Below are 18,087 nucleotides of genomic sequence, written 5' to 3'. Positions count from 1 at the left end.
CAGCAGAGCCTGCTCGCACCGCCTGAGCGGCCGACGGCGGGGCCGCCCGTCCGGATGTCAGGCAGACCCCGTCTGATCCTGCACGCTCTCGTCGTACGGCACCGTCGACGAGGCCAGGACGACGCCGGCGTCCAGCAGGGCCGCATGTGCCGCCGCGCGCAGCGACCTGGCGACGAGCCACTGCTGCGCGGGGCGTACCTGCGCGTGCAGCGTGAACGTCAGGCCCAGGGCGTCCACCGCGTCGACGCCGCGCACCGACGGCGTCTCCAGGAGGCTGTCGGCGACCTCCGGGTCGTTCTTCACCCGGTCGACGGCGCGGCCCAGCGCGGCACGGACGACGTCGACGTCGGTGCCCAGCGGGACCTGCACCGAGGCCACCGCGCGGCTCCATTCCTGGGTGCTGTTCCCGGCACGCAGGATCTCGCCGTTCCGGACGTACCAGAGGGTGCCGTCGAAGGCGCGCACCTGGGTGAGCCGCAGGCCCATCGCCTCCACGGTGCCGACCACGCCGCCGCCGAGGTCCACGACGTCCCCCACCCCGAACTGGTCCTCGACGAGGAGGAGGATGCCGGACAGGAAGTCCTTCACCAGGCTCTGCGCGCCGAAGCCGACGGCGACGCCGACGACGCCGGCTCCGGTCAGCAGGCCGGTGACGGGCACCTCGAGGATCTGCAGGATCGTGAGTGCCATGATCGTGCTGATCACGATGTTGGCGGTCGAGTTCAGCACCGAGCCGACGGTCCGCGCGCGCTGCGCGCGCCGTTCGGCGACGCGCGGGTTGGCCGCGCCCAGGGCATCGGCGAGGGCCTGCGGCGACATCAGCATGTTCTTGCGGCGCCACTTGCCCTTCGCAGGTGCGGTGCTCGGCACGCCACCCGTGGTGGTGTCCACGGGATCCGGGGCCTTCTGGACGACCGTCCTCGGCTTCTGCCCGATGGCGATGCGCTCGGTGAGGGACGTGACGACCCGCCGCATCACATAGATGGCAACCATGCCGATCACGAGGATCAGGATGATCTTCAGGGGCTTGTCGCCGAACCAGGACCAGAAGTCCTCGGCGCTGTCGAACACGGAGGCAGCAAGAGACTCGAACACGGTCGCAAACCTACTCGGCTCCGCGAACCGGATCGGACCGCTCCGGCCGGGTTCGAGGGACTACCCCGCGATTTTCACAGGGCGTTCGCCTCACGGGCGTGTGCGCCGACTCGGTCGTGGGACAGGTCACGGGCCCGGGTTTCCCCGGGCCCGTGTCGTCATGCCTGCGGGCTCACCGTCGAGCTCGCTCCTGTCCTGCCCCGTCCCGGGGTCTGCGTCCTACCTCAGACCCTGAGCGTTCAGACTCTGAGCGTCTCGAGCTCCGCCGCCAGGCTGTCCGCCTCGGGCCCGACGATCACCTGGACCACCCGCCCGGACCGGACCACGCCGAACGCACCGGACGACTTCAGCCCGGGCTCGTCCACGAGCGACGGATCGCTCACCTCTACCCGGAGCCGAGTGATGCACGGCTCCAGCTCGACGACGTTCGAGGTCCCTCCGAGTGCCGCAAGGATCTGGTCAGCCTTGGTCATGTCTCAACTCCCACCGTGCGTCGCTGCAGGTCTTCGCCCAGCCTATCGCTCCTGGCGAGCGTTCCGCCCAGGCAATTGTCGAACTGCTCACACGAGACTCGGTTTCACGCGGCTGCCATCGGGCTGTCACAGTCGAGTGGCAGGATGACGGACGTGACACAGGAATCCTTCTTCGACGCTGTCGGCGGCCACGACACGTTCGTACGCCTCGTCGACGCGTTCTACGACGGCGTCGCCGACGACCCGGTTCTGCGCCCCATGTATCCCGAGGAGGACCTGGGGCCGGCCAAGGAGCGGCTGACGCTGTTCCTCGAACAGTACTGGGGCGGTCCAGGCACCTACTCCGAGCAGCGCGGGCACCCGCGGCTGCGCATGCGGCACATGCCGTTCAAGGTCAACCCCGACGCCCGTGACCGCTGGCTCGCGCACATGCGGACCGCCGTCGACTCGCTGGGCCTCGCGCCCATCCACGAGTCGCAGCTGTGGGACTACCTGGAGCGCGCCGCCTTCAGCATGATCAACACTTTCGAAGACTGACCGGACCTGAAGGAGACGCCCGCTCGTGGACGCCACCACCCCTGATCCGCTCGCCGGCAGCGCGCCGGACCGCCAGCCCGACGCGCTCGACCGCCTGCTGCAGGTGCTCGACCTCCGGCACCTCGAGGGCTGGGGCCCGCGCGGTGAGGAGGACGTGCTGCGCGGTGACAGCATGCCCGGCCCTGCCAACCGCGCCTACGGCGGTCAGGTGCTCGCCCAGGCCATCCTGGCCGCGGACCGCACCGTCCCCGAAGGCCGTCTGATCCACTCGCTGCACGGCTATTTCCTGCGCGAGGGGCGGGTCGAGGAGCCCATCGACTTCGCTGTCGAGCGGCTGCGTGACGGACGTTCGTTCAGTGCGCGACGCACCCACGCGATCCAGTTCGGCAAGCCGATCCTGTCGATGATCGCGTCCTTCCAGGACGACCAGCCGGGCTACGAGCACGCCATGCCGATGCCCGACGATGTCCCGTCGCCCGACGAGGTCGGCTCCGCCTTCGACGAGCTGGCCAGCCTGCCGGAGGGCGTCGCCGTACGGGCCCAGTTCTGGACGGACTCCGCGTTCGAGCTGCGGCACGTGGGCGGCTCGCTGTACCTGCGCCCGGATGCCGCGGTGGCCGACGGCGGCACGCCGCCCGCCACGCAGATGGTCTGGATGCGTACGCGTCGTCCGCTGGAGATCAAGGAGCAGGCGATGCACCGCGCCCTGCTGGCCTTCGCGTGCGACCAGCTCATGCTCGAGCCAGCCCTGCGCGCCGCCGGCAAGTCGTGGCAGGACGTCGGCGCCTCCGTGCCGATGGCCAGCCTCGACCACGGCATGTGGTGGCACCGCGACGTGCAGGTGGACGAGTGGATGCTGTTCGTGCAGAGCTCGCCCACCGCGCAGGGCGGGCGCGCTCTGGGGACGGCGAAGGTCTACACGCAGGACGGCGCCCTGGTCGCCTCGGCGGGCCAGGAGGGCATGATCCGTCTGCCGGCATAGCGGGCACCTGGAAGCCCCTGCCCCGAAACCGCTATCAATCCTTGATCCGTGACGCGGGCTTTCTTGGACACGACGGAATTCGCATGGAACCGTGTCGCTGCTGATCAGTTGTGACAGCTCGATCGCTCGGCTGGCTGGAACGAGGGGGCGCTGTGACGGGGTATCGCGTTTCACCGCAGGGTGTGGAGCACACGCTGGGGCGTGTCCGCGCCGAGGCGGACGGGCTGGGGCGTGCTCTGGAGAACGTCTGGACGGACGCTCCTCGCGCGGCGGGCGGCAGCGAGATCGTGGCGGCCGCGCTGAGCGGCTTCGTCGAGACCGCCCAGGACGACATGCAGTCGGTCGCAGACCGGCTGGAGTCGGCGCCAGGCGGGATGGTGCGCGCGGTCGCGGCGATCCTGGAGGGCGATGAGGAGATGGCCCGGACGCACTCGCTCGGGTTGTCGCAGACCGATATCCTCCAGCCGCCTCGACTGGGCTACCCGTCCGGCACTCTGGGGACGCCGGTCCCAGGGGCGCCTGACAGTGGGCAGACCTTCGATCCGAGCCGGTTCGGTCCCGCAGAGTCGTCATCTCTGCCGTCCGAGGGACCCGGGCCGGCGTTCGACCCGAACAGATTCGGCGCGCGGTCCGGATCCGCGACCGGAGCAGGCTCGTGATGCTTGTCGACGCCCTGCGTGTGCCCGGCGAGCACCTGGACGCCGAGAGCATCGAGGTGGGCGCGAAGTCCCTGCGGCGTGACGCGACCGCCGTGCGCGACGCCGGAATCGCGGTCTCGGGTGCATGGCAGGGGCTGGGCGCCTGTTATGAGACGCCGGATACCGACCAGGTGCTGCGTGCCCTCGACCCGGTGCGGGTAGCGACGGGCAAGCTGGCCGACGACCTTGACGCCGTTGCCGGCGTCCTGGACCGGTTCGCGGACGAGGTCCGCTCCCTGCAGGCCAAGAGATCGAGTTTGGTCGCACAGATCGGCGACTTCCGGTCCCGGGCCGCGACAGAGGCTGCCCCCTTCGGCTCCCCCACCCTGCCGGGCGTGCTCGCTCCCGAGCTGTCGTTCGAGAACCAGACGTTGCTTGGCCAGTCGCGCCTGCTCGGTGAACGGTTCGAGACGGCGGAGCTGGAGTGCGCGAGCAAGATCAAGGCGATCGGCTCGCCTGCGACGCTGTTGGACAGGGCTGGGACATGGCTCCAGGACACGACCGCCGCCATCGGGGCCTCGATCAGTGGCGCGGTTCAGGAGACCAAGGAAGCCTGGGACACCACGGCTGACGCTGTCCAGGACGCGGTCGCGACCGGCTGGGAGTGGACCACTGAGACAGTGGACGACGTAGCCAGCTGGGTCGGCGACCGAGATGACGCGGTCGGCGGTTCCTGGGTCGACCTCCGTGAGGCCTTCGGCCTGTTCCCTGTCGCCTTTGCCGGTACCGCGGACAACTCCCGCCCCCAGCTGACCAGGGTCGGAGCCGCGTACCTTCAGACGCTCGGTGCCCTGATGGACGCCGGGGTAACGACCACGACTGCCGGGATATGGGACGTCGACCTCGCCGGTGACGGTGAACCCGCCGTCGGCACACCCATCAAGCATGACGGCAGCCTCGACGGTCAGCGCAGGCCTCGAGAGCTGAACGGAATCCGAGATGTCTTGTGGAGCGTGACCGACTCGTACGACACCAACACGGACCTCGGCAAAGTCGCCCACAACGACTGGGCAGAAGGGTATGTAAGGGTCACGAAAATCTCTCCCGCCCGGGGTGGTGAACCGCGCATGGTGGTGAGCATCCCAGGCACCCAGCCCTGGTTTCCCTTGGACGACCTCGGCAACGACCACCCCGCGGACTTCATCGGCGACCTCGTTGGCGCGGCCGGTGGGCGCTCGACCTACAGCGATACCGTTGCCATGGCGATCGACGAGGTCATCGCCGCCGACCCGGACCTTGCCGCGGACACGCCGATCCTCCTGGCTGGCCATTCCCTGGGCGGGATCACCGCCGGGGACCTGGCGTCTGACCCGGACTTCCTCGCGGATCACAACGTCACCGACGTCATCACCGCCGGATCGCCGATCGACAACAACCGGATCGCCGAAGAGATCCATGTCCTGGAGATCGCCCACGAGGGGGACGTCGTCCCAGGTCTCGACTTCTCAGACACCCGAGTCACCGTGGAACCTGGACTCGGCATGATTCCTCTCATGCCCGTCCACGTCGAGCTCTCCAGCAGCGGCCACGCACCAGATCCCGACCGGCACACCAAGGTCATCCTCCCGAACCCGCCAGGATCGGACGACCCCAAGGGCTACCACGACCACTTTGCTTATCACGAGTCGGTCGAGCACGCCCTCCCGAGTTCCAGGCTGGCGCAGCCCACACCTTCCGGCGTAGCCCTCCCCAGACAGGCCGGCCTCGAAAGCTACGAGCGGCGGCTCACGGGCGAGGGAAACTACCTCGACTTGAACGCGCAGTACGAGGTCTACGACATACCGGTCCGAAGAAAGTGAGACACCCTGTGCGCATACGATCCACCGCGGTCGCAATCGCTGCGATGCTGGCAGCCAGCACTGCCCTGACGGGCTGCGGCCCGAGCGAGGACGAGCAGTGCGCCGCCGCTTTCGAACGCGTGGTCCTGCGGGTCGACGCCGTTGTCTCTGCCGAGTTCGAATGCGGCGGGGGCTTCGGAGCCGAAACCCAACAGGGTGACGTAATCCTCGCGGTTGACACGCAGGAAGAAGCAATCCCGGTCATCGAAGACGTATACCGAGCCCTTGCGGCAGACCCCGAACTGACACGAGCCCCATATATGGACTTTCTCTCCGACAACGGCAAGGTCTTGAACGACTTTGATCTTGGATTCGGCGGGGAGCCATCACTGGATCAGTTGCGCGAGAAGTACGGCACCACCCCCTCCCCGACGTCTTCGACGTCGTAGCCAGGGAGCCAACGTGACCATCGACCCTGCCTCCACAATCCGGTCGGTAAGGCTCGGCAGTGAGCAGTGGGCCGCTGCGCTCGCCCAGGTCGCCGCTCGCACGGACCGCAGCCCGAGCTCAATGCCGCCCGTGAAGGAGTCCGGAGCTGCTGTCTTTCGAGTTGGACAGAGGGTCGCGCCCTCGCCTGTCGATATCCTGGTCCGCCACGGCTCCGCTCCCGTCCGGGCGTCCCTCGTCGCGACGGCAGGCAGCCGCGGTTCGGTCGCCCGCGCATCGCTCGTCGGTGACGAGGCGCTGGTGATCGTCCAAGCCATCGCCGAGCGCGACGGCCGCGTCCTGATCGAGCCCGGAGCCGAGCTCCGCCTCGCTGCCCCGCAGACCTTGTGGTCTGCTCTGCAGGCTGCGATCCCGCCGCTCGATGTCCTGCGCGCGCCCGCAAACGCCGTCGGACACGACCCAAGACCAGAAGACTCCGACCGCACCGACACGGCCTTCGACGATGGTGCCCCCTGGCGCGGCGCGACGCTTGACGGCGCCGACGCCGTCCTGCAGATCGTCGTCGAGGCATGGCCGACTCCCGACCTCCTGGCCAGGTTCTGGTCGCGCCTCTGGGCCGTCACCGACGACACCCTGTTCGATGTCCAGCGCCGCGGCGGCACGCTCACTCGAACCCAGCGCCCCGCCGGATCCGTCGCAGCCGAGCTCCAATGGGCTCTCGCCGGCGCGATGCGTGTCAACGCCGAGTAACGGAGCGGACCCCGCTGACCATCTACTACGTCGTGGTTGGCGGAGCGTCAGTCGGTGATACGGAACGAGTCGGCCGAGGCTTCGAGTTCCGTGGCGTGTTCGTCCCAGAAGCCCTCGGCCGTCGACACCGTCCACGAGTGCTTCCGGCCATCCCAGCCGTACGCGGTGATCACGATCGACCGCGACGGACCGGACAGCGAGGGGCACGTGTACCCGTAGCGCAGGGCGTAGCCCGCACCGACCTCCTCCGTGCGCGGCGGGTCGACGACTGTCGCGTCACCGACGCAACCCATTCCGGCCGCCTCACGCAGGTACCCGATCTGCTGCGGCGTCGCGGACTTCATGCCTTCCAACCCGGCGTCAATCGCTTCGCGGACCCGCTCCTCAGTTGGCTCCGACTGCGGAGGGCTCATCACCGACCACTGCACGATCGCCTCGCCACCGGACTGGTGCTCGACCCACTGTTCCGGGGTCTCGCCGTCGATGACGTGAGTGACGTTGTCCTGGTCGTCCTCCTCCCAGCCGGCCGGAACGCTGTACTCGGCAGGCGGACGGCTCACCTGGGTAAGTTCCGGCTCGGAGCTGCCCCCGGGTGCCGTACTCGCGCACCCTGTGAGGAGGAATGCGGCCGCGACACCCACGAGCGTGCGTGTGCGGACGAAGGCGGAGGGGCGGTGTTCCCCGCTCCCGACAAGACTGTCCATGGTGCTGATCTCCTGGGTACCGAAAGAGGCTTTTGCTACTGAGTGATGACCTGGGCTTCACCCATCACGATGTTCGTGGAGCTGGCGAACTCCACTGGGATGGTCCCGAACTGTCCCATGCCCTCCCACTCGACAGTCCAGTAGGACGTCGCGGTCACCTCGTACTTGCCCTGCTTCGTGTAGTGGTGGCCGCAGTCCGGGGAATCCATGATGTCGTAGCGGTCCTCATACACCGTCCCCGGGCCGACACAGGTCACCGAGGTGCCGTCACCCATGTCCCACACCGTCTTGCTGACCTTCGCAGTGGCCGTCACGGTGAACTGTCCGGCGGTCGCCGACCGCGTGATCGGCCCCAGCGTGTGCGGGCCAGGCTCGTTCACCCACATCCACTGCGGCATCCCGACGAGCCCAATACTGCCTGGCTTGTCCTCCGGGACGATGCCGATGTCGATCGGCCTCAGCTCCATCTTCTCGACCGCGCGCTGGGCCAGGACCGCCGGGTCCGGGGCGCCCGGCGCTACGGCGACCCATACCTGCGTCATCGGGCAGTCCGGGATGTAATCCCCGTCCGGAATGGGGACACAAACCTCCAAAATGCAGTCCAGAATCACACCTTCGGCGTGCCCCTCCCACACCGGATCATCCATCCCGGGCTGCGGGTTGGTCACCCCCTCGAACCGGCACCGCTGACCGTTGACCGTGAGCCAGACCGGGCCAGAATCCTTCGATCCCTCCTTCTCCTCGGTCTCTGGCTCCTTACCTCCACCACCTGGGCTGCCAGGGTCCTCGGCGACGATCGGCAGTACACAGCGGTTGTTGGCGTCCAGTTCGGTCGGGGGCGGGCACTTGGCCTCTTTGACCATTCGAACTTCCGTGCCCGGTAGCGCCACGCTCACCGACGGCGCGATCATCATTACGGACAGGAACAGTGCCAGGAAGGCCGAAACACGCCTCAGCACGTCTCGTCCTCCTTGTACTCGACGTAACCGACAAGCCACTGACTGCTGTCTGGGTACTTGTAATTGACGACCCCAATTCGATAGACGAGCCGATCCTTGGCGTCAGCCGACTCCATCGGCTTGCCGTCCATGATGGTGTCCATCTCACTGATGTCGGTGCAGACCATGAAGTCCACGTGCGGGATCTCCGGCGGCGTCTGCTTCGGCTTGTGCGTCAGATCCACCTCCAGCACCTCGACCGAGTCGAGCTGAACCTCTCCGACCTGATGCTGGCCCGCATAACTGACCCCGGCGTAAACACTCTGGATGTAGCTCAGCGCGGTGCCGATGGCGACCTGCTTGTACTTCTCCGGGTCGAATTCCTTCGGGGCCTGCATGGAGATGTTCTCCATCTGGTTGTACTCGCGCAGCACCTTCTCGGCCTGCTTGACCGCCTTATCCTCGGCCTTCTCCTCAGCCGACAGCTTCGTCTTCGTCGGCGATGGCGTCGGAGACGGCTCCGCGGTCGCGGTCGCAGACTCCGACGCGGCAGGCCCAGCGGCCGGCCCAGATTCAGCCGAGCAAGCGGCCAGGCTCACGCCGAGCGCTGCAACGGCGACGGCGCTCACAATACGAGCAGCGACACGGGTGATACGGGACGTCGTCATGCGGGAGGGACCTTCCGGTGGGTCTGTCAGCGCCTCGGCTCGTCGTCACGATGCAGACCGGACGAATCAGCCACTACCTGAACCGGATCGTAGTGGGGTGAAACCCAGAACGACACGAAAGGAACCTCACGCCCCGAGCTCGGCCAACCGGTCCCGGGTCGCCTGGATCGCCTGCCGGGTCGACGCGACCTGGTCCGCTGCCACGCCCGCCTCCACACGGAGTTCCAGGGCTTGCACGAACAGGGCCAGGGCCTCACCGAGGAACGGCCGGGCCTGGTCGGCGTGCGCCTCCAGCGCCTGGTCATACCGGCACTTGCCCCAGTGCTGCAGGGCGAAGCACTCCAGCCGGCGCGCGTGCTCGATGCTGGCGGAGTGCTCCCCGTAGTGGTGCGTCGCCTCCAGAGCCAGCCCGAACAGCAGGTCCGCCTCCGAGAACCGGTGCCGCCACTGCAGCACGTGGGCCAGTCGCAACAGCGGTGCCACGGCACCGAGAGGCACCTCCTCGGCGTGCGAGTGCGCGGCCTTCAGCTCGTCGCCCGGCCCACCGGCCTGCCGGACCGCGAGCCAGCCGAGGCGCTCGGCCTCGGCCAGCTCGGCGTCCGGGTCGTCCGCCTCGGGAGCCAGCGCGCGGGTCAGCGGCACGCGCACGGCGAGGACGGCCGGCACATCGCCGTCCGGACGTCCCGCCAGCTCGGCGCGGTACGCCTGAGCGGCGGGGACGTCGTCGAACACCTCGTGCAGCGTCACCGCGTCGAAGCGGTGCCTGGGCAGATCCAACTGTTCCTCCGCAGCCAAAACCAAACAGCCAAAACCAAAGGGATGAATCTACCAATTCGGACAGGCTGTGGACCACTCGGCCCGGCGTGCCACCGCGTGCGAACGGCGGGTACTTCGCGTGGAGGAAAATGGGCACCATGACACGCCTCCATGTCCCCGTCACGCTGCGCTGGTCCGACCTCGACGCGTACGCGCACGTCAACAACGTTGCGATGTTCCGCCTGCTGGAGGACGCCCGGATCACCGCCTTCTGGCAGCACCCGGAGGCGCCCGCGGGCGAGGAGTGGCCGACGGCGGTGGTTCCCACGGGTCCAGAGGCCGACTCGCACACCCTCGTGGCGGGGCAGCGCATCGAGTACCTGCGGCCGCTGCTGTTCACCCGCACACCGGTGCGCGTCGAGATGTGGCTGGGCCGGATCGGCGGAGCGAGCGCCGAGGTCTCCTACGAGGTGCACGACGGCGTCGCCGGCATGGCGAGGACGGGGCCGACGTCGGGCGGCAAGCCCTACGCGCGCGCCACCACCACCCTCGTGTTCGTCGACGCCACCACGAACAAGCCCCGGCGGCTCACGGAGAACGAACGACTTGCCTGGAAGCCGTTCGAGGAGGAACCGGTCACGTTCCGCCGCTGACCACCCCAGACCTTGTCAGCTCGCGGCGACCGTGGCCGCCGTCCGGCAGCTCGCCAGGCGGGCCAGCTCGTCGCCCACGGGGGTGCGCACCAGCTCGTCCGCGACGGCGCCGACCGACTGCCGGAGGCGCCGTCGGGCGCCCATCGCCCGGCGGCGCGCGCCGAGCGCGCCGAACACGCGGCAGACGAGCGCGAGCAGCAGGCCGAGGGCCAGCCCACCGAGCACCATGAGCGTCGGCCACGGGATCCGGAAGGGGTCGACGCCGGGCCCGTCGCCGGCGCCGGACTCCGGCGCCCCGGGGAACACGATGCCCTCGCCCGACCAGGTCGGCAGCGTGAGCACCGGCGTCGGCGGAGGCGGGAGCTGCAGGTAGGCGAAGCCGAACAGCCCCAGCAGCCAGAGGAGCCCTGCCGCCACCACGGCGATCAGGGTCCACTGGACCGTGTTGACCAGCGACCACCACACCGGGCGGCGCGAGGCCTCCACGCGGGTCGCCGCGACTGCCTGGTCGAGCGCGTCCGGGAGCCTGTCGATCCCCGCCTGTCCGCGCGAGCGCGCTGCCAGGACCCACGGGTCCGCCGCGCCGCGTGTTACCTCCTCGACGTAGCGCCGCACGGCCGACGCGGCCGCCGACCGCACCGCCGGCCGAGCCGTCGGCAGGGACGTGCGCACCAGGTCGTCCCTGCCCGACGGCGCCCGGTGCTCCCGGTCCGCCGTCCGTAGCCCGAGCCGCCGCAGCGGGTCCTTGCGCAGCCGTCCGACCCAGCGGGTCAGCGGCCAGCCGGTCGCCGCGCGTGCGTCCCGGCGGGCGGAGACGCGTACGGCGTCGACCACCGTCGCCACGCCCGCAGCCGCCTCCAGCGCCGCCACCAGGTCGCCCTTGGCCTGGTTCCCCTGGCGCGACGGCGGCGCCGTCCCGCACTCGTCGACGATCTTCTGCGCGACCGCCCGCTCGTCCGCGGCGAGCCGCGCCGTCGCCGCTTCTCGCCTGGCCGCCGCCTTCGCCAGCAGTCCCCGGAGCTCGTCCATGCCCTGGCCCGTCTTCGCGGACACGGCGAGGACGCGCGCACCCTGCAGACCGTCCTGCGCCACGAGGCGCCCCAGGTCCGCGAGCATCGCCGACGTCTCGTCCGGCGTGAGGCGGTCCGCCTGGTTGAGCGCGACGACCACCACCTCTGCCCGCCCGGCGAGCGGACGCAGGAAGCCCTCGTGCAGCGCGGCGTCCGCGTACTTCTGCGGATCGACCACCCAGACCAGCAGGTCGGCGCGCTGCACCAGCCGCTCGGCCCGCATGCGGTGCTCGGTCACTATCGAGTCGTGGTCGGGCAGGTCCAGCAGGACGAGCCCGGAGTTGTCCCCCACCGGGGTGCGACGGCGGGGCGCTGCGGGGGTCTCGTCCGACGACGGCGCACCCACCTGGTGCCGGCGTCCCACCTCCAGCCAGTCCAGGAGCGGGTCCGCACCGTCGCCCCAGACGGCGGCCATCGCGTGCGACGTCGTCGGCCGCCGCACGCCCGGCTGCGCGATCGCGACCCCGGCCACCGCGTTGAGCACCGACGACTTGCCGGAACCCGTCGCACCCGCCAGCGCCACGACGGTGTGCTCGGCGGACAGCCCGCCCCGCTCCCGCGCGCGTGTCGCGACGGCGCGCGCCTCGTCCAGCAGGGCCGGCTCGATCCGCCCCTCGGCGTCCCGGACGGCGGTCTCGAGGGCCGTGGTCCGGTCGCCCAGGTCGAGCCGGCTCATCGGTCGCCCTCGCCGAACATGCGCTTCCAGAAACTCTTCCTGACGGGCTCCTCGACGATGTCGGAACGCCCCTTCGCCAGCATCTCGCGCGCCGGACGGACCCGGGCACCCCGCAGGCCCCGGCCCGCGGCCAGGTCCTCGACGGGTGCCCCTGGAGCGGCATCCGACGCGCTGTCGGTGGCCAGCGCCCGGTCCCGGCGCTCCGCCGAGGCCGCGGAGGCGACGGCGTCCGCCGCCGAGCGCAGACCGTCCCCGCCCGCCTCGGCCGAGCCGAGGGCGTCCAGCTGCGCCGTGTACCGGGCGGCCTGCCCGTCCATAACCGCCTGGATCCGGGCGCGCAGCCGGTCGCGTGCCTGCACGGCCAGGCGCCGCACGGCGTCCTCCCCGAACACGGCCTCCAGCAGCCGCTGGGCCAGCACCGCGGACCCGCCCGCGATGCCGACCTCGATGCCGGTGAGGCCGCCCGTCGAGGCGAACACGAAGATCATCAGGGCGACGCCGAGCCCGTTCACGCCGAAGGACAGCACCCGCGCGGTGCCGCGCTTGGCCGCGCCCTGCTCGCGCACGAGCTCCAGGACGTCGCCCTGCCAGCCGCGGATCTGCCCGGTCACCTCGGCGCGCAGCGACGCGGGCGTCCGCGACAGCTCCAGGCCCTCCAGGAGCACCGCGCCAGCGGCGTCGCCCCGCCAGGCCTGGTAGGACCGCTCGGCCGCGTCCTCCGCGGCGTCCAGCACCACCGACTCCAGGCCGTGGGCGATGGCCTGCTCGACCTGGGGCGCCTCCTTCGGCTTGCCCCGGAAGAACCCGGCGACCGCGTCCCGGAACCTGCCGATGCCTTCCTCGACCGCCCGGAAGAACTCGCCGGTACCCACGAAGTCCTGCCAGCGGGCGAGCACCTCGCCGCGCAGCAGCGCGCCGTCCGACGTCGCCGCGGCCACGTGGGCCACCGCGTCCGCGTAGGCGCGCTCGACGACGTGCCGCAGCCGGACGTCGGCGGCCTGCTGCTCGTCCGCGGCGTCGGCCAGGACTGTCGCCCGCTCGACGAGGGAGTCCACGACGCCGTCGCGCGTCGCCGCGATGACACGTCCACGCGCTTCGGCGTCACCGCCGAGACCGGTGAGCCAGCGCGACACCTCCGCGACCGCCTCCTCCGGCAGCATCCCGCCTGTGAGCTCGGCCTCGGGGATGACGAACAGCGCGCTCTCCGCCAGGCCCTGCTCCACCATCATGTCGCGCAGGTCGTCGGCAGTGGCCTCCGCGCCCGGGTCCACGCGGTCCAGCACCATCGCCACCTGTGCCTTGCGCGCAGCCGCCTGCAGCAGCAGGTCCCACGGCACCGCGTCCGCGTACCGGGCGGACGTCGTGACGAACAGCCACAGGTCGGCGGCTCCCAGCAGCTGGGCCGCGAGCTCGCGGTTGGCCGTGTCCACCGAGTCGATGTCCGGCGCGTCCAGCAGGGCCAGGCCCTTCGGCAGCGCCTCGCTCGGCACGAGGCGCAGGGTGCGGCTGGGGTCGGACGGCGTCCCACCGGGCCCCGCGCTGCCCGACGTCGTCACGCGCGCCATACCCGGCAGCACCCGGTCCGTGGAGAACCAGCGGGCGTCCAGCGGGTGGTGCACCAGCACCGGGGCCTTCGTGGTGGGCCGCAGCACGCCCGGCTGCGTCACGACCTCGCCCAGCACCGAGTTCACGAGCGTCGACTTGCCCGCGCCCGTCGACCCGCCGACCACCACGAGCAGCGGCGCCTTCTGCGAGCGCAGCCGCGGCAGCAGGTAGTCGTCGAGCTGGTCGGTGGCGCGGCGCAGGTCCGTGCGTGCGGCACCTACGCCCGACGTCTCCAGCGGCAGGCGCAGTGCACCGAGCCGGGCCCGCAGGACCTCCAGGGCGCCGACCAGGCCGGACTCGGAGCCGGGGTCCTCGGGCTGATCGGTCATGGCGCACAGTCTGCCGTAGACACCCTGGTCAGGCGCGTCCGTGCCGTGAAGAGATCAGCCGCCGAGCCGGGTGCGCAGCCATTCGAGGGTCGCGTGCGCCACCTCGCGCTGCACGGCCCGGCCGTGGGGCAGGCCTGGCTGCGGCGGTCGCATCGAGTCGAGCACGAGCGAGCCCGCGATGACGGTGATGGCGCAGGTGAGGGCGTCGGGGTCGACGTCGGGCAACGGGTGCCGGTCCATGACCACCTCGGGCGGCGGGGCGCCGTCGACCCGCAGGTAGGGCAGCAGCAGCACGAAGTCGATGAACGACGCGCCGCGCGTGGGCATGAACCAGTCGACCGCGTGGGCGCTGGTCGCGTCCCAGCCGTGATCGGTGATCAGTATCGACTCGCGGCGAAGTGCGCCGTGCACGAGGTTCTTGCCGCCCATCGCCTCCCCGGCGAAGCCGGCGATCTCGGCGAGGTGGTCGATCTTGTCCGACAGCCAGGGTGTGAACGCGGACAGGCCGGGCGGCCGCATCGCCGAGATGGTGGCCCAGGCCTGGCTGTCGATCAGGTCGAGCGTCTCGGGCAGGTCTGCCGGGGCCTCGCTGGAGCCGATCTGGATGGCGAGCTCGACCGCCGCGGCAAGGTCTCCGTCGTCCCAGGGGTCGTGCGGCGGACGGATGGGCTCGTTGCGGTACCCGAGCACCACCCAGCGTCCGGCCCCCGGCAGCACCTCGTCGACGAACCACTCGCGCGGGAGGTTCGGGATGTCGTCGGGCAGCCCGGCCACGGAGACTGCCTCGGCGGCCATCCGGTCCTGGGTCAACGGTGCCTCGGGCCCGACGGCGCGGACTATCGACCGACCCGACGTGGTCTGCAGCACCTCCAGGACGCCGGACTGCTCGGTCCCGCTCATCGGAGCGGACCCGATCACTCGCCCCCCCATGGTCTCGCTCACACGGGAACGGACAGAGGGGGGGAGATCGGACCATGCCGGTCGCCGAGCAGCACTCATGGCCGGAGTGTGCCCAACAGAAGTTCACCCTGCAAACCACAGACAGCGGTGCGCGCATCACGGCCAGCGGTCCGTGACCTGCGACGAGGGTCAGAAACCGAGCCGGGTCTGCAGCCAGGCGACCGCGGTACGTGCCAACCGGTGCTGGTAGGAACGCAGCTCCGGCATCTCGGGCGGCGGCGGGTCCATCGACGACTTGAGGTAGTGGCCCGCGAGCACCGCGATCCAGCAGGTGACGGCATCCGCCTCGGTGCCGGGCGGCAGACCGTACCGGCGCAGCGTCGCCTCGGGCGGCGGCCCGTCGCTGGTCCGGATGTGCACGAGCATCGAGATCAGGTCGAGGTAGGGGGCCGCGACGCTGCCCCGGATCCAGTCCGAGACCAGCGGCTTCTCGTCCGGCGCGGCGGGCAGCATCACGCTCTGCACGCGCAGCGTGCCGTGCTGCAGGTTCTTGCCCGCGATCGCCTCGGGAGCGTGCGAGGCGATCTCCGCGAGGCCGTCCAGGCGGTGTGTCAGCCACGGCGAGTGGTTCACGAGCCCGGCGGGCCGGGTGTCCGCGAGGATCTCCCACGAGTTGGTGGGAAACACCTTCTCCTCGGGCAGGAACATCGGATCGTCGGGTGCCTCGATCTCACCGATCGAGCGGATCACCCTGATCAGGGACTCGACGTCCTCGTCCGGCCAGGAGAGGTCGACGGGCCGCACCTCGGGTCGCATCGAGTAGGCGACCGCCACCCAGGTGCCGAGGGTCGGCAGCACCTCGTCGATCGACCACATGAGCTCGGGATGTGGCGCAGCGGAGGGCAGGAGGGGCGAGAGCGCGATCTCCTGGCGCAGCAAGTTCAGCGGTCCCGGTTTCTCCGTACCCAGCACCTTGACGAAGGTGTCGCCCTTGGTCGTCTGCACGTGGAACTGCGCACCCGGCAGGATCCCGGAGTCTCCCGGATGCTTGGCGGCGATCACGCGCGCGCCGAGCAGATGGGTGATGCGGTCTCGCAGCGGAGGCGGAAGGTCACGCCACCCGGGTCGTAGGGCAGGGCTCACTGCGGCATCTTGTCGAAGATGTCCAGATGCGGCAAGGATGACCTTTTTTGCATGGATCTCTTCGGCGGGAAAGAGGGCTGTGGCCGGCGTCCGGACGCCGGCCACAGCCCTCAGTTGCTACCCGTCGGTCGTCAGTCGCGGGTCAGCTTGCGGTACGTGACCCGGTGCGGACGCGCCGCGTCGGCACCCAGGCGCTCGACCTTGTTGGCCTCGTACGACTCGAAGTTGCCCTCGAACCAGTACCAGTTCGCCGGGTTCTCCTCGGTGCCCTCGTACGCGAGGATGTGCGTCACCACGCGGTCGAGGAACCACCGGTCGTGAGAGACCACGACGGCGCAGCCGGGGAACTCGAGCAGAGCGTTCTCCAGGGAGCCGAGGGTCTCGACGTCGAGGTCGTTGGTGGGCTCGTCGAGCAGCAGCAGGTTGCCGCCCTGCTTGAGCGTCAGCGCCAGGTTGAGACGGTTGCGCTCACCACCGGAGAGCACGCCGGCCGGCTTCTGCTGGTCCGGGCCCTTGAACCCGAACGACGCGACGTACGCGCGCGACGGGATCTCGACGTTGCCGACCTTGATGAAGTCGAGCCCGTCGGACACGACCTCCCACAGGGTCTTCTTCGGGTCGATGCCGCCACGCGACTGGTCGACGTACGAGATCGAGACGGTCTCGCCGACCTTGAGGTTGCCGCCGTCGAGCGGCTCCAGGCCCACGATGGTCTTGAACAGCGTGGTCTTGCCGACGCCGTTCGGGCCGATGACGCCGACGATGCCGTTGCGCGGCAGCGTGAACGACAGGCCGTCGATGAGCACGCGGTCGTCGAAGCCCTTCTTCAGGTTGTCGGCGTCCAGCACCAGCGAGCCCAGGCGCGGGCCCGCGGGGATCTGGATCTCCTCGAAGTCGAGCTTCCTGGTGCGGTCCGCCTCCGCGGCCATCTCCTCGTAGCGAGCAAGACGAGCCTTTGACTTGGTCTGACGGCCCTTGGCGTTGGACCGCACCCACTCCAGCTCCTCCTTGAGGCGCCTGGAGAGCTTCGCGTCCTTCTTGCCCTGGACCTCGAGGCGTGCCTGCTTCTTCTCGAGGTAGGTCGAGTAGTTGCCCTCGTACGGGTAGAGGCGGCCGCGGTCGATCTCGCAGATCCACTCCGCGACGTGGTCGAGGAAGTACCGGTCGTGCGTGACGGCGAGCACGGCGCCGGCGTAGCCCGCGAGGTGCTGCTCGAGCCACAGCACGGACTCGGCGTCGAGGTGGTTGGTGGGCTCGTCGAGGAGCAGCAGGTCGGGCTTCTCCAGGAGCAGCTTGCACAGCGCGACCCGGCGACGTTCACCACCGGAGAGCACCGAGACGTCGGCGTCCGGCGGCGGGCAGCGCAGCGCGTCCATCGCCTGCTCGAGCTGGGAGTCGAGGTCCCACGCGTCGGCCGCGTCGATGTCCTCCTGCAGCGTGCCCATCTCGGCGAGCAGCGCGTCGAAGTCGGCGTCGGGCTCGGCCATGAGGGCGGAGATCTCGTCGAACCGCGCCTTCTTGGCCAGGATCTCGCCGACCGCCTCCTGGACGTTGCCCAGGACCGTCTTCTCCTCGTTCAGCGGCGGCTCCTGCAGCAGGATGCCGACGGTGAAACCGGGCGAGAGCCGTGCCTCGCCGTTCGACGGCGTGTCCAGCCCGGCCATGATCTTGAGGATCGTCGACTTGCCGGCACCGTTCGGTCCGACGACGCCGATCTTCGCGCCGGGCAGGAAGTTCAGCGACACGTCATCGAGGATGACCTTGTCGCCGTGCGCCTTGCGCGCCTTGTACATGGAGTAGATGTATTCAGCCACTGCCTGTGTTCCACCGTTTCGCAGTAGATACTTCGGATAGGTACTTCGGATCGGGGGCCGCTCACGCGGGG

At 70.0% G+C, this 18,087-nt stretch carries 18 protein-coding genes; 7 read left to right on the top strand and 11 right to left on the bottom strand.

The window, feature by feature from the left end; all coding sequences use genetic code 11:
- Positions 1-57: 57 nt before the first annotated feature.
- A complete protein-coding gene (locus ACQEVI_RS18920; protein WP_432901596.1) occupies positions 58-1,095 on the bottom strand; it encodes a mechanosensitive ion channel family protein in 1,038 nt (345 codons plus the stop codon).
- Positions 1,096-1,334: 239 nt separating this feature from the next.
- The gene (locus ACQEVI_RS18915) at positions 1,335-1,568 is read right to left on the bottom strand and encodes a glucose PTS transporter subunit EIIB (protein WP_116674151.1); all 234 of its coding nucleotides are present in this window, start codon (positions 1,566-1,568) and stop codon (positions 1,335-1,337) included.
- A gap of 144 nt (positions 1,569-1,712) precedes the next feature.
- Here ACQEVI_RS18915 and ACQEVI_RS18910 point away from each other — a divergent pair, with 144 nt between their 5' ends.
- From ACQEVI_RS18910 to ACQEVI_RS18885, 6 genes are all read left to right on the top strand, one after another.
- Positions 1,713-2,105 (top strand): globin, encoded by a 393-nt coding sequence (locus tag ACQEVI_RS18910; RefSeq protein WP_432901594.1) that lies wholly within the window; start codon positions 1,713-1,715, stop codon positions 2,103-2,105.
- Between the two features lie 25 nt (positions 2,106-2,130).
- The gene (locus ACQEVI_RS18905; RefSeq protein WP_432901592.1) at positions 2,131-3,087 is read left to right on the top strand and encodes an acyl-CoA thioesterase; all 957 of its coding nucleotides are present in this window, start codon (positions 2,131-2,133) and stop codon (positions 3,085-3,087) included.
- A 152-nt stretch (positions 3,088-3,239) separates the two neighbouring features.
- Entirely contained in the window at positions 3,240-3,746 is a 507-nt protein-coding gene (locus ACQEVI_RS18900; protein ID WP_432901590.1) for a DUF6507 family protein, read from the top strand.
- A 92-nt stretch (positions 3,747-3,838) separates the two neighbouring features.
- Positions 3,839-5,584 carry a hypothetical protein gene (locus ACQEVI_RS18895; RefSeq protein ID WP_432901588.1) on the top strand — a complete coding sequence of 582 codons (1,746 nt, stop codon included), beginning with the start codon at positions 3,839-3,841 and terminating at the stop codon, positions 5,582-5,584.
- A 44-nt stretch (positions 5,585-5,628) separates the two neighbouring features.
- A complete protein-coding gene (locus tag ACQEVI_RS18890) occupies positions 5,629-6,012 on the top strand; it encodes a hypothetical protein (RefSeq protein ID WP_432901586.1) in 384 nt (127 codons plus the stop codon).
- 13 nt (positions 6,013-6,025) lie between these two features.
- Positions 6,026-6,760 (top strand): hypothetical protein, encoded by a 735-nt coding sequence (locus tag ACQEVI_RS18885; RefSeq protein ID WP_432901584.1) that lies wholly within the window; start codon positions 6,026-6,028, stop codon positions 6,758-6,760.
- Positions 6,761-6,807: 47 nt separating this feature from the next.
- On the opposite strand, the gene ACQEVI_RS18880 is transcribed toward ACQEVI_RS18885, so the two are convergent.
- The 4 genes from ACQEVI_RS18880 to ACQEVI_RS18865 form a co-directional block, all read right to left on the bottom strand.
- The gene (locus ACQEVI_RS18880) at positions 6,808-7,320 is read right to left on the bottom strand and encodes a hypothetical protein (RefSeq protein ID WP_432901582.1); all 513 of its coding nucleotides are present in this window, start codon (positions 7,318-7,320) and stop codon (positions 6,808-6,810) included.
- 179 nt (positions 7,321-7,499) lie between these two features.
- Positions 7,500-8,423: a hypothetical protein gene (locus ACQEVI_RS18875; protein ID WP_432901580.1), complete on the bottom strand. Its 924-nt coding sequence runs from the start codon at positions 8,421-8,423 to the stop codon at positions 7,500-7,502.
- On the bottom strand, positions 8,417-9,070 hold the full coding sequence (locus ACQEVI_RS18870; protein WP_432901578.1) for a hypothetical protein: 654 nt from the start codon (positions 9,068-9,070) through the stop codon (positions 8,417-8,419). The genes ACQEVI_RS18875 and ACQEVI_RS18870 overlap by 7 nt, the downstream gene beginning before the upstream one ends.
- A gap of 126 nt (positions 9,071-9,196) precedes the next feature.
- Positions 9,197-9,847: a hypothetical protein gene (locus ACQEVI_RS18865; RefSeq protein ID WP_432901576.1), complete on the bottom strand. Its 651-nt coding sequence runs from the start codon at positions 9,845-9,847 to the stop codon at positions 9,197-9,199.
- A 137-nt stretch (positions 9,848-9,984) separates the two neighbouring features.
- Between ACQEVI_RS18865 and ACQEVI_RS18860 the strand changes: the two genes are divergently transcribed.
- The gene (locus ACQEVI_RS18860) at positions 9,985-10,479 is read left to right on the top strand and encodes an acyl-CoA thioesterase (protein WP_432901574.1); all 495 of its coding nucleotides are present in this window, start codon (positions 9,985-9,987) and stop codon (positions 10,477-10,479) included.
- Positions 10,480-10,494: 15 nt separating this feature from the next.
- Here ACQEVI_RS18860 and ACQEVI_RS18855 read toward each other — a convergent pair whose 3' ends face one another.
- The 5 genes from ACQEVI_RS18855 to ettA form a co-directional block, all read right to left on the bottom strand.
- Positions 10,495-12,225 (bottom strand): GTPase, encoded by a 1,731-nt coding sequence (locus ACQEVI_RS18855; protein ID WP_432901572.1) that lies wholly within the window; start codon positions 12,223-12,225, stop codon positions 10,495-10,497.
- On the bottom strand, positions 12,222-14,159 hold the full coding sequence (locus ACQEVI_RS18850) for a dynamin family protein (RefSeq protein WP_432901570.1): 1,938 nt from the start codon (positions 14,157-14,159) through the stop codon (positions 12,222-12,224). The genes ACQEVI_RS18855 and ACQEVI_RS18850 overlap by 4 nt, the downstream gene beginning before the upstream one ends.
- 54 nt (positions 14,160-14,213) lie before the next feature.
- Positions 14,214-15,059: a hypothetical protein gene (locus tag ACQEVI_RS18845; protein ID WP_432901568.1), complete on the bottom strand. Its 846-nt coding sequence runs from the start codon at positions 15,057-15,059 to the stop codon at positions 14,214-14,216.
- A 189-nt stretch (positions 15,060-15,248) separates the two neighbouring features.
- Entirely contained in the window at positions 15,249-16,202 is a 954-nt protein-coding gene (locus ACQEVI_RS18840; RefSeq protein WP_432901566.1) for a hypothetical protein, read from the bottom strand.
- 131 nt (positions 16,203-16,333) lie between these two features.
- Positions 16,334-18,016, bottom strand: coding sequence for an energy-dependent translational throttle protein EttA (ettA, locus tag ACQEVI_RS18835; protein ID WP_432901564.1), 1,683 nt, complete (start codon positions 18,014-18,016; stop codon positions 16,334-16,336).
- Between the last annotated feature and the right edge of the window lie 71 nt (positions 18,017-18,087).

It is taken from the genome of Promicromonospora sp. CA-289599 (genome assembly GCF_050936155.1).
Taxonomy (GTDB): domain Bacteria; phylum Actinomycetota; class Actinomycetes; order Actinomycetales; family Cellulomonadaceae; genus Promicromonospora.
The sequence above is the reverse complement of the archived record's forward strand: the minus strand, read 5'-3'. Positions and strand labels throughout refer to the sequence as shown.